General features: G+C 43.9%; 11 protein-coding genes. 5 read left to right on the forward strand and 6 right to left on the reverse strand.

Annotated elements, in window-relative coordinates; translation table 11 throughout:
• Positions 1 to 120: 120 nt before the first annotated feature.
• Together IEW93_RS12220 and pmbA are read right to left on the reverse strand one after the other, a co-directional pair.
• Positions 121 to 1,491, reverse strand: coding sequence for a DUF4397 domain-containing protein (locus tag IEW93_RS12220; RefSeq protein ID WP_188739613.1), 1,371 nt, complete (start codon positions 1,489 to 1,491; stop codon positions 121 to 123).
• A gap of 226 nt (positions 1,492 to 1,717) precedes the next feature.
• Entirely contained in the window at positions 1,718 to 3,097 is a 1,380-nt protein-coding gene (pmbA, locus tag IEW93_RS12225) for a metalloprotease PmbA (RefSeq protein ID WP_188739614.1), read from the reverse strand.
• A 146-nt stretch (positions 3,098 to 3,243) separates the two neighbouring features.
• Between pmbA and yjgA the strand changes: the two genes are divergently transcribed.
• From yjgA to IEW93_RS12250, 5 genes are all read left to right on the forward strand, one after another.
• Complete coding sequence (gene yjgA / locus IEW93_RS12230) at positions 3,244 to 3,777, forward strand: ribosome biogenesis factor YjgA (protein ID WP_188739615.1); 534 nt, start codon at positions 3,244 to 3,246, stop codon at positions 3,775 to 3,777.
• Positions 3,778 to 3,822: 45 nt separating this feature from the next.
• On the forward strand, positions 3,823 to 6,300 hold the full coding sequence (locus tag IEW93_RS12235) for an Ig-like domain-containing protein (RefSeq protein ID WP_188739616.1): 2,478 nt from the start codon (positions 3,823 to 3,825) through the stop codon (positions 6,298 to 6,300).
• Positions 6,301 to 6,501: 201 nt separating this feature from the next.
• Complete coding sequence (locus IEW93_RS12240; protein ID WP_188739617.1) at positions 6,502 to 6,903, forward strand: hypothetical protein; 402 nt, start codon at positions 6,502 to 6,504, stop codon at positions 6,901 to 6,903.
• A 259-nt stretch (positions 6,904 to 7,162) separates the two neighbouring features.
• Complete coding sequence (locus IEW93_RS12245) at positions 7,163 to 8,053, forward strand: LysR family transcriptional regulator (RefSeq protein ID WP_188739618.1); 891 nt, start codon at positions 7,163 to 7,165, stop codon at positions 8,051 to 8,053.
• 243 nt (positions 8,054 to 8,296) lie between these two features.
• Complete coding sequence (locus tag IEW93_RS12250) at positions 8,297 to 8,809, forward strand: tetratricopeptide repeat protein (RefSeq protein WP_188739619.1); 513 nt, start codon at positions 8,297 to 8,299, stop codon at positions 8,807 to 8,809.
• A 128-nt stretch (positions 8,810 to 8,937) separates the two neighbouring features.
• Here the strand turns inward: IEW93_RS12250 and IEW93_RS12255 are convergent, their stop codons facing one another.
• The 4 genes from IEW93_RS12255 to IEW93_RS12270 are packed head-to-tail and all read right to left on the reverse strand — an operon-like array spanning position 8,938 to position 13,713.
• Positions 8,938 to 10,101 (reverse strand): ABC transporter permease, encoded by a 1,164-nt coding sequence (locus IEW93_RS12255; protein ID WP_188739620.1) that lies wholly within the window; start codon positions 10,099 to 10,101, stop codon positions 8,938 to 8,940.
• The gene (locus tag IEW93_RS12260) at positions 10,098 to 11,270 is read right to left on the reverse strand and encodes an ABC transporter permease (RefSeq protein WP_188739621.1); all 1,173 of its coding nucleotides are present in this window, start codon (positions 11,268 to 11,270) and stop codon (positions 10,098 to 10,100) included. The genes IEW93_RS12255 and IEW93_RS12260 overlap by 4 nt, the downstream gene beginning before the upstream one ends.
• A 21-nt stretch (positions 11,271 to 11,291) precedes the next feature.
• Positions 11,292 to 12,278 carry an HlyD family secretion protein gene (locus IEW93_RS12265; RefSeq protein ID WP_188739622.1) on the reverse strand — a complete coding sequence of 329 codons (987 nt, stop codon included), beginning with the start codon at positions 12,276 to 12,278 and terminating at the stop codon, positions 11,292 to 11,294.
• Positions 12,265 to 13,713, reverse strand: a complete 1,449-nt coding sequence (locus IEW93_RS12270; protein WP_223419223.1) for a TolC family protein — start codon at positions 13,711 to 13,713, stop codon at positions 12,265 to 12,267. The genes IEW93_RS12265 and IEW93_RS12270 overlap by 14 nt, the downstream gene beginning before the upstream one ends.
• Positions 13,714 to 13,739: the final 26 nt, after the last annotated feature.

The following is a 13,739-nucleotide window of genomic DNA, read 5'->3' on the forward strand; positions in this document are numbered from 1 at the left end:
AGCCAGTGCTATAACGCGTTAACACATAAAAAAGCCGATATCATTGATATCGGCTTTTTCGTCTTTAAACTGGCTTAATTACTGTTTTAATACCGTATTAGAGACCAGCTTTAAGCTCAATTAGTCTAACGAAGTCAGTCTATGACCTAGTGCACTTTCTGTGTCTGGCGTTAAGACAAACGTAAAGTTACTACCACCACTGATACTCATTGATTCAGACTGATAAACCAGTGTTTGAGTACCATTGTCATCTTCATACACTATATTAATTTCATAGTCATCTTCAGGCAGAGTTGTGCTTTGCTGCTCAACAAAATCTAAATCCGTTAACGTGTACTCAGCGGTTTCAATGGTTTCTGAATCACGAACAAAGTACACAGTTAAGTCATCATAATCGTATGACAAGTTAATAACATCGACTTTGTATTCGTATGCGCGTGGACGTAAATCTTGAGTGATTACCATGCCTTTGACTGAACTGTCTTCTTTTTGATAAATCAGCACCGACTTAATGTCGTCCTGGTTAAAGGTTACCAATAAATTATCAAATAGCTTAGCGTCAGTTGTTGCATCTTTTACCGTGATACCGTAATCGTTAAACGACGTTGATTGGTAATCGGTAACTGCAAACGGTGAAACATCATATAAATATTGTGTTTCTTGCTTACTGGTAATATCAATATCAATGCTTTGAGTTTGCAAACCATTAAATACGCGATAATCAGCGGTTGCTTCTAACGCTGCATAATTATCAACAGTCGTTGTTGAATCAACACTGTCGATAGTCACTTTAATGTCACCTGCACCAAAACTGTTACGAATGATGAACTTGTAAACCGTTTCAGTGGTTAAATCCATGCTACCCGTTGTATAAATAACGTCTTTGGTGCCTGTTGTTGTTAGGTACACAATGTAATCGTCGGTATCGAGAATAGTTGAGTCGGTGTAAGTGCCGTATGAAGCACTGCCAATCATTACTGCTTCGTCAATGGTTTGGGTATCGAGTGAGATATACGCGTCAAACGTGCCTTCGTCAGTAGCAACGTTGGCAATCAAGACCTGCATTTTACTGTATTCGTAATCTTCATCCGCATTAAGCTCATCCATCTCATCACGGTTATAATTAATATCCAGTAATTGTGGATCAAGATAATCACCATAAAGCACAAACAAATGGTTATCGTCGGCGGCTAAATCAATGGTATCGCTGTAAACGGTAACAGTTTCGCCGTCTTCATCTTGACCATAAATCTCTAACTCTGCGCTGTCGACACTGTAACCATAACGCGGCATGGCATCAGCAAAATCAATTGCGGTATACGAGTAGTCATCTAACACTAACGATGTTGAAGTACTGTTAGGTGATGCATTGTAATATTGTACATAAGCAACATCGCTGCTACTGCTATCAGAACTATCAGAGCCACACCCTAATAGAACCGCTCCAACCGTTGACATAATTATCAACTGGCTTACTTTCTTGTTAAACATAATGACTCCATTAACCGCTTAGCTACATTTGCAGTATTATGACTCTTTGCATGCGTAAACGACTGTCAAGAAAGGTAAAGTAGATATATAAAACGTCAAGATTGCCTTTTTTGGTTATAAAAAGACCTCTTATCGGCCGATAAGAGGTCTAAATGAATACATTAGAATAAGCTAATTTAAATATGACTTACCAATTGGGCATGTGGCTTACGGTAATTGTAAAAAATTAGTTACCGGCGATTTTCATCTCGCTCAGTAAAATACCACCGGTACGAATTGATGAGCGCAGATCACGATCTTTACCCACGCCCTGAATGCCTTTAAACATCTCTTTTAAATTACCTGCAATAGTAATTTCTTCAACCGGATACAACACCTCGCCATTTTCAACGTAAAAACCCGCAGCACCACGCGAATAATCACCTGTGACACCATTAACCCCCTGGCCCATCACCTCGGTCACAATTAAGCCTGTGTTCATCGTATTAACTAAGTCATCAAAAGTCTGATTAGTATGGCTTAAGGTCCAGTTGTAAATACCGCCCGCATGGCCTGTATTGGTCATGCCGAGTTTACGTGCTGAGTAACTGGTCAATAAATAAGTGGCAAGTTGACCATTGTCGATAATACGGCGCGACTGCGTTGCGACACCTTCGCTGTCGTAATTAGCACTGGCCAACGCAGCTAATAAATGAGGTTGCTCTTCAATACTGAACCAATCTGGGAATATTTGTGTTTCTAATGCATCAAGCAAGAAACTCGACTTACGGTAAATACTGCTACCACTAATTGCACCAATTAAATGCCCCATTAAACCGGTGGCAATCTCAGGCGCAAACAATACCGGCATTTTAGCAGTGGCAATTTTACGCGCATCTAAACGGCTTAAGGTTTTATTAGCCGCCTGCTGGCCAACCGCCTCTGGAGACAATAACTCCTGATACTTACGGGCAACGGTATAATCGTAATCGCGTTGCATATTACCATCAGACTCTTCGCCTATCACTACACAACTTAAGCTGTAACGCGAACTGCAATACCCATTTAAAAATCCGTGACTATTACCGTACACTTTGGCGGCAGTGTGCGCATTGGCTGTGGCACCGTCTGAATTACGAATGCGGCTATCAACCGACAAACTGGCCTCTTCAGCCCGAATAGCCAATTGCGCTAATTCTTCGGCATCAATATCTTGTGGATGATACAGCTGTAAATCGCGAATATCTTGCGCCATTAATGCTGCATCAGCTAAACCACTAAATGGGTCTTCTGAGGTGTATTTAGCAATACCATCGGCCGCTCTTACGGCTTCACGGATGGCCTCTGGGCTTAAATCTGAGGTTGAAGAGTTACCTTTACGGCCATCACGATAAATGGTGATCCCTAATGCACCGTCTTTGTTAAACTCAACGGTCTCGACTTCTTTCTCGCGAGTAGAAACCGACAAGCCCTGCTGCTTGCTAATAGCGACTTCTGCGGCAGTTGTGCCCAGTTGTTTCGCGTACTCTAAAGCAACGGCTACGGCATCTTTTAGTGCCGATAATTCAGAATCAATTCTTGGTGTTGGTTCACTGGCGCTAGGCGCTGAAGAAGGATGAGAAGCCACAAATTTACTCTTTAATTAGTCTAATTGACGCTAGCATATCAAATTAAAAAGCCGATTGATAACCAACCCGATATCTTGAATAAAATCTGCATATTCAATGCCAAATAAATGCTATCATTAACCTATATTGACTCGAGGTTAAGACTATGAAGATTGTTGGCGATTCTGAACACTTTCAGCAGCCCTATGATAACGATGACGAATACGTCAGCAGAACTGGATTTAAAAAAGAAAGCGAAGAAGCTCAAGCCCTTGGCATGCGCCTAGTTGCCCTAAGCAAAACCCAATTAGATAAAATGGATCTAGATGAATTTCTTTATGACGCCATTTTAAAATCTAAATTGATCAAACAAAAAACTGAAGCATATCGCCGTCATTTACAATATATTGGCAAATTGATGCGTGGTTTTGATCACGAACCTATTCAAGCAGCACTAGATAAAGTGTTGAATAAGAATAATAATGAAGCCGCTCAGATACAGATTTTTGAAAAAATGCGCGAGCGTTTATTGACTAACGGTGACGATGAAGTTCAGGTGCTTTTGGATCAACATCCACATCTAGACCGTCAAAAATTACGTCAGCTGATCCGTCAGGCCAACAAAGAATTAGCGAAAGGGCCTGAGTCAAAGTCGTCAAAAGAACTGTTTAAGTATTTGAGAGCTGAAATAAAAGACTAACGTTTATTTACACATTATCTGAATAACAAAATAAGGATGTTGCTAATGCAGCTTGTAACAACGATACGTGCACTTTTTTTATCTCTTGCTTCAATATTGTTATTTACAGGTTGTAACGGTGCCGCAGACGGCACCGATTCAGATACATCAGATGACAGTTATAGTCTGTCGGTTAGCTACCAGGATGTAGCCAATGGCCAGTGTGATGCCAGTACCGACAGCTTAATATTTGATCTCAATGACAGTGTTTGTGTTGTTGCTAAACTCACATTAGGTAGCGCCAATGTCAGCGGTGCACTCATTGAATTTAGCACCACCAACGCCACACTCAGTAATGCCTCGGTACTAACAGACTCAAGCGGTATCGCCACCACCTTGTTGAGTTCCACCAGCACAGAAGCGGGCACGCTAACAGCGACCTTTAGCTCAGATGATGAAAGCATCAGTGCCAGCCGTAATTACCAATTTAAAGAATACACCACTACAACACCGGTAGAGGCGGTGAATTTCACGGTTTCAATTAGTGACAGCAACGGTGTAACTACCCGTTTTAATGTGGGCGATACGGTGCAACTCAACGCGCAATTAACCGACAGCAGCAACCAGGGTATTGCCAATCAAATTGTTACATTTAATGCCGGCAGCGCCACACTAACGCCCTCAACAGCACTGACCACAGATACAGGCATTGCCACATTAAGCTTTACCCCGACCGATTCTGAATTAGGAGCCAGTTTACTCACGGCCACTGTAGAATATGACGACACCACATTAACCAGCACTAGCGCTTATGAAGTGCTAGCCTCTACCGATGTCATTACTGACGACACAATAAAAATAGGGTCTTACAATGCCAGCGGTGAGTTTATTGAAAACGTACTAGGCACCACACTCACTGCTGATGCAGATGGCGAGTATACTATTAGTGCAGGTGGTACTTTTGGCGTTACCGCCACGTTAGTAACACAAGCAGCTGACGGCACCATTACCCGCCTGCAAAGCCCAATTAGCATTAGTTTTAGTTCAGATTGCACCACTAACGACAATGCAACCCTAGATTCTCCAGTCACGACTGTTGCAGGCTCAGCAAGCTCGACATTTTCTGACACCAGCTGTAGTGGCAACAGTGAAAGCACAGACACCATCGTCGCCAGCGCAACGGTAAATGACACCAGTTTAAGCGCCAGTTTATCGTTCGCATTAGCACGCCAAACATTATCAAATATTAGTTTTGTGTCTGCAGACCCAACGCAAATCCGCATCAAAGGTTCTGGTGGCACAGATACCACAGAATCCTCATTGGTAACGTTTTTGGTAAGCAGTGCTAATGGCCAGCCAGCAGCCCAGCAAGAGGTTGACTTTAGCCTCGACACCACAGTGGGTGGCTTGGTATTTTCTAATGGCGAGACTACTGATAGCAGTATTACTAATTCTGAAGGTCTGGTAAGTGTGAGAGTGCAAGCTGGTACTATTCCTACGCCTGTACGCGTAATGGCATCAACGACCGATATTGATACTGGCAACACCATTACCAGCCAATCTGAACAGCTCACTGTTAACACTGGTTTGCCGCAGCAATTAGGTTTTAGTATTTCAAGTTCAAACAGTAACCCAGAAGCTGGTGATTACAACGGTGAAGATGTCACCATTACCGTGTATGCATCTGACAGCTTTGGCAACCCAGCGCCAGACGATACTACAGTTAACTTTACAACAGAAGGCGGCCAAATTGAGCCTTCATGTAGCATCGTAAGCGGGAGCTGTAGCGTCACCTGGACATCGGCATCACCACGGGTGAGCGATCACCGCATCACCATTTTAGCTTACGCCCTTGGGCACGAGACCTTCTTTGACACCAATGGCAACAACATGTTTGATGATGAAGATGGTAGTGCAGTTGATGGCTGTTTAATTGGCACAACGTCTGAGCCCTGTAGCGGTAACGGTATGGACATAGAAACCTACCATGACGGTGGTTTTGTTGATTTACCAGATGCCTTTAGAGATGACAATGAGTCTCGTACTTACGATTTAGGTGAGCCGTACTTTAATACAAAATCAATCGACGAATTCCAAGAAGGTGACGATGTGTTTAACGGCCCTCAGTGCTTGGGCAGTTTATGCAACAGCACGGCCATGACAACCTACATCCGTAAAGCCTTGGTGTTAACCATGTCAGGCTCAACAGCCAACTTTACTGTAAGCCAAAATGGTTCAGTGATTACTGATTTTGATAACGACATTGAAGACATGGCCAATGGCGACTCAGCAACCTTTACCGTGGTATTAAGCGACAGTGCAGACCAAATACTCCCCTCTGGCACAACCTTGACGGTGAGCAGTAGCGAAGGTGAATTAACATTTGCGGGATATACTGTGCCTAATCGAAATTCAGCTGGCGGTACCGCTACATCGTTTACACTTAAAAATGAAGACACGCCAGGAACTAGCCTAATAACCCTAACGGCAACCACACCAAAAGGTGTAACTAGCACCTTGAATTTTTCGGTGACCTTGTTGTAACAACCCTTAAAAAACCTAAAGCCTGCTGAAATAGCGGGCTTTTTTTTGGTTGGCATTTGCTAATAAGTTGTTACAATATCGTCCGAAATACGGTAAAAACTGATATTTCAGTCTCCTATTGCGAGAAACATTATATAAACAGGGCTAGTTTATTAATACGAGAGACAGGTAATGTCTTTCGACGCAGACTAAGGAAAAATAATGCGCAAAACTCATGTGATTTCTATGTTAACTGCCGCAGTGCTTCTCAGCGCGTGTGCAGCTAAACCTCCTATCGTGGCACAAAATAAAACAGTTGTAGTCAATGACCAAACTATCATTTTTGGCGGCATTTACGACAAAGAAAAAAACAAACTGCAACTTATCGCCAATGGCGACGCAATCATGCAAGGTCGATTCCCTCCTATGACCCCAACCCAACACCTTAACGCCAAGCTAAATGGTATGGCTATTAAAGGCGATTGCTATTTTGGTTCTGTTTTAGGCGACCAAGGTGGTGCTTTTGGTGTTGTGGCCAGTATTGTTCAATCAACAAAAAACAGCACGGCTGACAAGTGCGACATTTTCATTGATGGCGAGCAGAAAGAAACACTCTATTTTTAAATAAACCAAGCCAATAAGTACTAGCCCTGCTTTATTTTTGATAACAAATCGCACCAACAGGGTGCACCAATGTGTCGACAAAGCACTAACACGACTCAAATGCTAAATAGTAAGCATTCCAACATATTGTTATGTAATAATTTTATAGCATGGTCTAAACTTTGCTGCATTCATTGCTATATCGTCTATCACCACTCTCGACCTATTGTCATGATTTTCATTAATCCTAAGGTCATTATTTGCTTTTGTAGAGAATTGAATGCTCCCTTTACATACCTCAATGCGCGGTTTACGGTGTTTTTGTGTAGCTGCCGAATGTTTAAGTTTTAAAGAGACAGCACAAAAGCTGTACCTTACGCCTTCGGCTGTTAGCCATCAAATAAAGCAACTTGAAGAAACCCTCAACCAAACGCTCTTTATTCGTCAAACTCGCTCAATAGCATTAACAGAAGTTGGCGCTCGGTTTTATCAGGCCATTGAGCCCATTATGCAGCAATTGGTTAATACGGTTAGCGAGTTTAATCAGTCAGATCGTATGCTTGAAGTGAGCATATCCATGCCTGAGTTTTTCGCCAGCGAGCTGTTTATGCCCAAACTGATTGGGTGGTCATCGAGTTACCCCAACATCAATCTAAAACTTGAAACCATTAAGTCTCGCAGTGATGTGATTAAGCATACAGACGTGTCAATTATGCTCTCAGGTAAGCAGCAAGCCAGTGACGATGTTTATGATTTATTTCCTATCACGTATATTCCGGCCTGTAATCCGCAACTCCACAGCGAGCTGTCCTCACAAGGCTTTAAAGCATTAACCAAAGTGCCGTTAATATTACATAAAGCTAGGCCTTACGCCTGGCACCAATGGGCCGAAAATATTGGGTATGATCAATTTAAACCTAAACAAATTATTCAATTAGACAGTATGTTCAGTGTCGCCCGCGCAGCAGAACAAGGGCTTGGAGTTGCGCTAATTCCGTTACCTATCAGCCAGGCATGGTTTGATAATCACACGCTTATATCCTTGTTCCCTCAGCCACTTTATAGCCACGACCGCTATTACCTGGTACGCCACACCAACGAGCAACATCGCCCCGAGGTGCAACTGCTTATTGACTGGATCCTTAAAAGCTTTCATGACGAAAGCCAGTAGTAACTTGAAATATCATAAGCCTTCTTTTGGCGTCGATTACGTTGCGTGTTCGCGGCGCCATTGAGTCTTTCCATGCGTACACAACACATAAAATGTGACACCACAACGAAAACAAAATACCTCTTAATGTATAGGTGAATTATTTTAATCCATTAATGCGTTTTTTATCGTTTGTCGCCTGTATTCCTTTTCACTAAAGTTCACCTGTAGCGCGGCGCTACAACAACTTAAAAGGAGCAAACCATGAAAAAGAGCATTGTTAATGGCCTAATCTGTGCCTCAGTATTACTTACCACATCAACAAGTGTGATGGCCGATATACAAGGCCAAGCGTTAAGCAGTACTGCATATAAAATGGTATTAATTGAAGATGTACCAGGTGTAACAGCATTGCAAGCTGGTAATGTAGAAGAAGGGCTAACTGCAACTCTGTCTGCAAGTAAATATACGGTTGACGACTATTCTCGCAACGTGAACTTATGCGCAGGTTACATTCAAATGTCTGACATGGAAAAAGCAGAAAAAGCCTGTAGCGCCGCCGTAAAAAGCGCTCGCACTCAAGTCGCTATTCCATCAATGTCAGTGCGTGCTTATGCATACAATAACCGTGGTGTGATGAAGCTTCTCAACAACGACAATTTAGGCGCATTAGAAGACTTTAAGCGCGCAGCAAAAGCTGACAGCAGCAGTATCTACAAGCACAATCTTGAACGCCTAGAAGCAGCATTAAACACAGCTCAATCAGGGGTGCTATAATTGGAGGTTGACCAAAAACCGTTACGGTTCACGTCAATCAACTTGATACCCTTTAGGGCCAATCACAGCACTCTCAATGTGATAAAATAGACAGGCGGAACAGTTGACTACCTGTCTATTTTTTTACCCTACTCGCTTAACACGTCACTTTTTATGCCAACCGCTTGCTTTTGTTTTTGCGCAACAGCCCAAATAGCAAGGCAAACAAACACAGCAAATAAAACCCAAAGTTGTAGCCACTTGGGTTGTACCGCAGACCACAGCGCACCGAGTTGATTTAACTCTAGCATTCCCATAATAGCCGGCACAGCAGGAATAACCTGCGACACAGCAACAAGAGGCTCTGGGATCAATGCGATGGGCCACACAAACCCCGATACAAAAAGTACCGGCATCGACATCAATAAATACAATTGGGTAGGAAAGTCACGCCGCTTAAACATGCAACTCAACAGTATTCCTAATGCACCTGTTGCTAATAAAAAAGGCAACATAAACAAAGCAACTTCGATAATAGTTGCCAAAACACTCACTTGATACCAATAAAAACAGTAACCCAAATAAAAACCACTAAACACGCCATACATGAGTAAAAATACACTTAATCGGGCCATCACTAACAAGCCTGGGCTAACCTGTTGCCAATAGCCTTTTTTGCGCCATTGTCCCGCCCCTAAAATGCCTGTACCAATTAACAACGTTTGATGCAAAATGAGTAAAAATAGCCCGGGCACCACATACGGGGTGTATCCAAGGCTTGGGTTAAATACAGGATTGGCATTAATATTAATTGAGTTAACACTTTGCTCTGCCAGCTGCGGATTTTGCCCCCGAGACAATAAACCAATAAGTTGCACATGTTTACTGGCATCAATTCCTGCTGCAACTAAGCCCTCTGCTACCGCCGAATAAATTAAAAAGTAACTGGCATCGCCGCCATAACTTAAGGTTGCCCCCTTACCTATTAATAGATCTCGCCTAAAGTTTGCCGGGATCACTAACAAGCCGTGAGCTTTGCCCTGGTTTACCCAAGCTTGGGCTTCATCAATACTGGCTAAGTTAGCCAGTATATGTATTTTGGCACTGGCATCAGCATGACGGGTCACTAAGCGGCTAAGCGAGGAATTATCGTGATCAACCACCACCACTTGCTGCTCTGTTGGCACCTGTTGCAAATAAGGAAGCGGATACAGTACCGAATAAAATAACACCCCGCCAAATAGCGTCACCGCGATGGCCTTGTCGGCCAAAATGGCTTTTACTTCAGCCAGCATTAACTGCCAAAAACTCATTGGCTCGCCTCCTGGTCGCTTATGGTGGTGCTCAATTGATTACGAGGCAGCTGTTTGGCTTTATGGGCTAACCACACAATCACGGGCACTAGCAATAAAAAGCCCCAATAGGAACCCATTTGTGCCACAACATAGGGTAGGTCGACACCATAGCTAATGACGCTTACATGAGAGTCAATGTAATGGCTCGATGGCATCACTAAGCGCCACCACTGAGCAAGCAAAGGCATATCATTAACCGGAAAGGTTATTCCCATAAATGCAAAGGCTGGAGCCAATAATGCCGTGCAAAAACTCACGGTACGCGCGCTATCTCGCATGGCCATAAAAATCACCAACACCAGTGTCCATAACGCCAGTAACATAGCAAATTGCGCCAGCACTAAATCAATCAACGCGCCAGCTGCTGGCAGGCTTAGGTAATGATAAAGCCACAATAAAATAAACCCGCTATGCAATAACATAATAGGGCTATAAAGCAGTATTTTGGTGGCAATAAGCGCCCCAATATTATGGGGTAAATAATAACGTTCTTGATGCAGAATCAGCTCTTTATTAAGGCTGTTCACAAACACCAACATCGCTAACAATTGCCATAACGCGATAAGAATGGGCGGCACTAAAAAGCCAACGTAATTGTTGTTACGATTAAACAATGCCGTGGTTTGATTAGTGATTGGCGTGAGGCTGACGTCAACTGTGGCTTTATTGGCCCCGTTAAGCAATAACCTTTGTTGGCCAATATGACTTAGACCTTCTGCCAGGCTCAACTGTAATTGACTAGACAGTAATTTACCCACTAGTAAAAACTGGCTGTTGTAGCGAATATCGATGGTGGGTTGATGCCCAGTAAGCAGATCTTTTTTTAGCTGATAAGGCAAGACAACCATTGCGTATACTTGAGTTTGACGCATGGCCTCAATTGCTTGAGCTTCATTAGCAAACGATTGCGGCGCAATCACTGAGTTGGCCAACAGCTGACGGCTCAGCATTCGGCTAATTTGGCTGTTATCCAGATCCACTAGCGCCACGGGCAGTTGCCGTGGTAAACCTGCACTAAACAACCACCATAGCGCCAACACACCAATCAGCGGAATATAGCTTATCAATGCGAGCTGCCAGGGAGAATGCCACAGTATGTTGAGTTCTCGCTTAAATAACTGTCTCATTATTAAGCCTTAAAATGTGGCTTACTGGTCAAGTTTGTCTAGACGAAATATGACCGACATGCCAACGCGTAAATCGGCTATAGGTTGCTTTGGTGTCAACTCGACCTCAAAGGTGCGCATATCAAAATCGTGGCCGCTTTCAGTTGAGCGCCAGGTGGCAAAGTTACCCATTACACTAATGTGCGACACCACAAAATCAACCTTTTGCTGCAGCGCAGGAATGGCCAAGGTTAAGGTTTGTCCTTGCTTAAATAGACTGAGCTGGTCTTCGCGCACTTGCATAACAGCCCAGGCATCTGACATATCAATAATACTCACCACAGGGAAGCCGCTCGGAGCAAGCTCGCCAGCTTGGAGCAATACATCACTTACTTCAGCTTGTTTTGGCGAGCGCATTTGGCTGTCGGCTAAAATGGCATTCACTTCTTTCACTGCACCTTCTGCCATACGGGTTTGGCCCGCAGCTGCGGCTTTGGTTTCACTGCGAGCGCCTTCTTCGGCCATTTGATACATGGCAAGAGCGGCTTGCTCTGTGTATTTTGCCGCTTGCCATTGAGTGTATGCTTCATCGCGTTTTTGCCGGGCAATCACGCCTTCGTTAAATAAGTTTTCAACACGTTGATAAGTGGTAAGGCTAAGCGCTGTCGCGGCTTGTGCTTTACGCCATTGCTCTTGTGCGGCGGTAACTTCTTGTTGTCTGGCACCATTATTAGCTTGCTGCTGCATTGCGTTAGCAGCATCTAATCCGCCTTGTGCTTGCATTAGTTTTGCGTCTAACTCAGGGCTACTTATGGCAAATAAAATATCACCTTGAGCCACTTTATCGCCTTTACGCACTAACACCTGCTCAATACGACCCGGGACTTTTGAGGAAATATTGTATTCGCGCGCCTCAATTTGCCCTTGCAACACCATAGGCTTGGGGGTAAACGCCAGCATAAGCCCATAGCCTAGCAGTAACAATAACAACAGCAATGCCAATACGGCGATAACTCTATTGGTCCGCATTTGAGGCTCCCTGAATTTGAGTTCGATTAATATAGTCGTCGACCTGACCACTTATCGCCATGACTTTGGCATAGGCCTGCATATAACGATATTGAGCGCCGAGCTGTTTGGTTTTTACCGCAGTTAAACTTAACTCGGCATCGACACGATCAATAGATGTGGATAACCCTTGGTTGAATGCTAATTCACGTAATCGAAGGTTTTCTGTGGCCAATGCAAGTGACACATCAAGCGCGTCAACCTCCTCTTTGGCTTGCAGCATTTGTCGGTAACTTTGATCAACCAATAAACTTAAATCTTGCCGGGTTTGGGCTTTGGTATACCGCGCTTGTAATAATGCACTTTTAGCCGCCAGCACCTTACCACTGTGGCCGTCACGGCTGATAAGCGGAACACTCACACCAACGCCGACCAGCCAGTTGGGCTCCACTTGCGAAAATAAACTGTCGTCTTCATACAAGGTGTAATTGCCGTATAAGTACACAGTTGGGTAATATCCGCCTTTTTCTAGGTCCACCAATCCGTTTGCTTGCGCTTCTTTGGCCTCAAGTAATGTTAACGCTGGGTGTTCACTTAAAGTGAGCTGACTTAACCGTGACAACGACGGTTGTTGCTCAAGCATAAATAAGTCTGTACTAGGATTCACCTTTGGTACATGCAGCATTCGCGCTAACGCGATGTCGGCCATTTCATATTGTCGCTTTGCCTTACCCCAATCCACTTTGGCGTTTTCGAGTGCGACTTGTGCATTGAGGCGCTCTACTTTGGCAATTTGGCCTTGCTGTTCAAGTTTTTCAGCGTGCGATACATGTAAGCTTAAGGAATCCACCAGCTGTTTTTGGGTTTCTGCTAACGTTTGCGTTACCGACACGGCATAGTATCGCTCAACTAATTGTAAAAATAACTCGCGTTGAGCTAGGGCAAACTCAGACTCTGACTCTGATACCTGTGCAGCATGGATCCCTTGAGCTGCAGTAATACGCCCGCCTGTGTATATCGGCCACATGGCTTGTAAGCTGGCCCGAAACACGTCTTGTTCGGTAAATGGGGTTACATACATGGAGCTTGGAATGGTGGCCAATACTTCAGTAACGGCACTGGGTAATGAACTCACATCGAGTGATGCAAGCGGATTTAAATCTTGTAAATCTAATTCAATGGGTTTTTCAAGGCGGGTGTAACTTCCGGCCACATTTAATGATGGATAATTTAACGCATCACCCGCGGCTTCTTTTGCTTTGGCACGATTAACAAGTTGATTTTTGGCCTGGAGTTGATCGCTCACGTGTAACAATTGCGACCAAGCTTGAGAAAAGCTCATGTTTTCAGCATACGCTACACTGGTATTGGCTAACGCCGTGATACTCAAAACAGCCAAGCCTAGCACTCGCGTTAAGCGCCACACATATCGACCCATACTATTAGCTACAATCATAATCACCTCTAGAGCTTTTGCTCTAT

This window comes from Shewanella inventionis (genome assembly GCF_014641855.1).
Lineage (GTDB): Bacteria > Pseudomonadota > Gammaproteobacteria > Enterobacterales > Shewanellaceae > Shewanella > Shewanella inventionis.

Excerpts from the sequence above, each read along its gene's own strand:
- IEW93_RS12255 (WP_188739620.1), bottom strand. The coding sequence starts at position 10,101 with ATGAGTTTTTGGCAGTTAATGCTGGCTGAAGTAAAAGCCATTTTGGCC.
- IEW93_RS12240 (WP_188739617.1), top strand. The coding sequence starts at position 6,502 with ATGCGCAAAACTCATGTGATTTCTATGTTAACTGCCGCAGTGCTTCTC.
- IEW93_RS12260 (WP_188739621.1), bottom strand. The coding sequence starts at position 11,270 with ATGAGACAGTTATTTAAGCGAGAACTCAACATACTGTGGCATTCTCCC.
- IEW93_RS12270 (WP_223419223.1), bottom strand. The coding sequence starts at position 13,713 with ATGATTGTAGCTAATAGTATGGGTCGATATGTGTGGCGCTTAACGCGA.
- IEW93_RS12265 (WP_188739622.1), bottom strand. The coding sequence starts at position 12,278 with ATGCGGACCAATAGAGTTATCGCCGTATTGGCATTGCTGTTGTTATTG.
- IEW93_RS12220 (WP_188739613.1), bottom strand. The coding sequence starts at position 1,491 with ATGTTTAACAAGAAAGTAAGCCAGTTGATAATTATGTCAACGGTTGGA.
- IEW93_RS12245 (WP_188739618.1), top strand. The coding sequence starts at position 7,163 with ATGCTCCCTTTACATACCTCAATGCGCGGTTTACGGTGTTTTTGTGTA.
- IEW93_RS12250 (WP_188739619.1), top strand. The coding sequence starts at position 8,297 with ATGAAAAAGAGCATTGTTAATGGCCTAATCTGTGCCTCAGTATTACTT.
- IEW93_RS12235 (WP_188739616.1), top strand. The coding sequence starts at position 3,823 with ATGCAGCTTGTAACAACGATACGTGCACTTTTTTTATCTCTTGCTTCA.
- yjgA (WP_188739615.1), top strand. The coding sequence starts at position 3,244 with ATGAAGATTGTTGGCGATTCTGAACACTTTCAGCAGCCCTATGATAAC.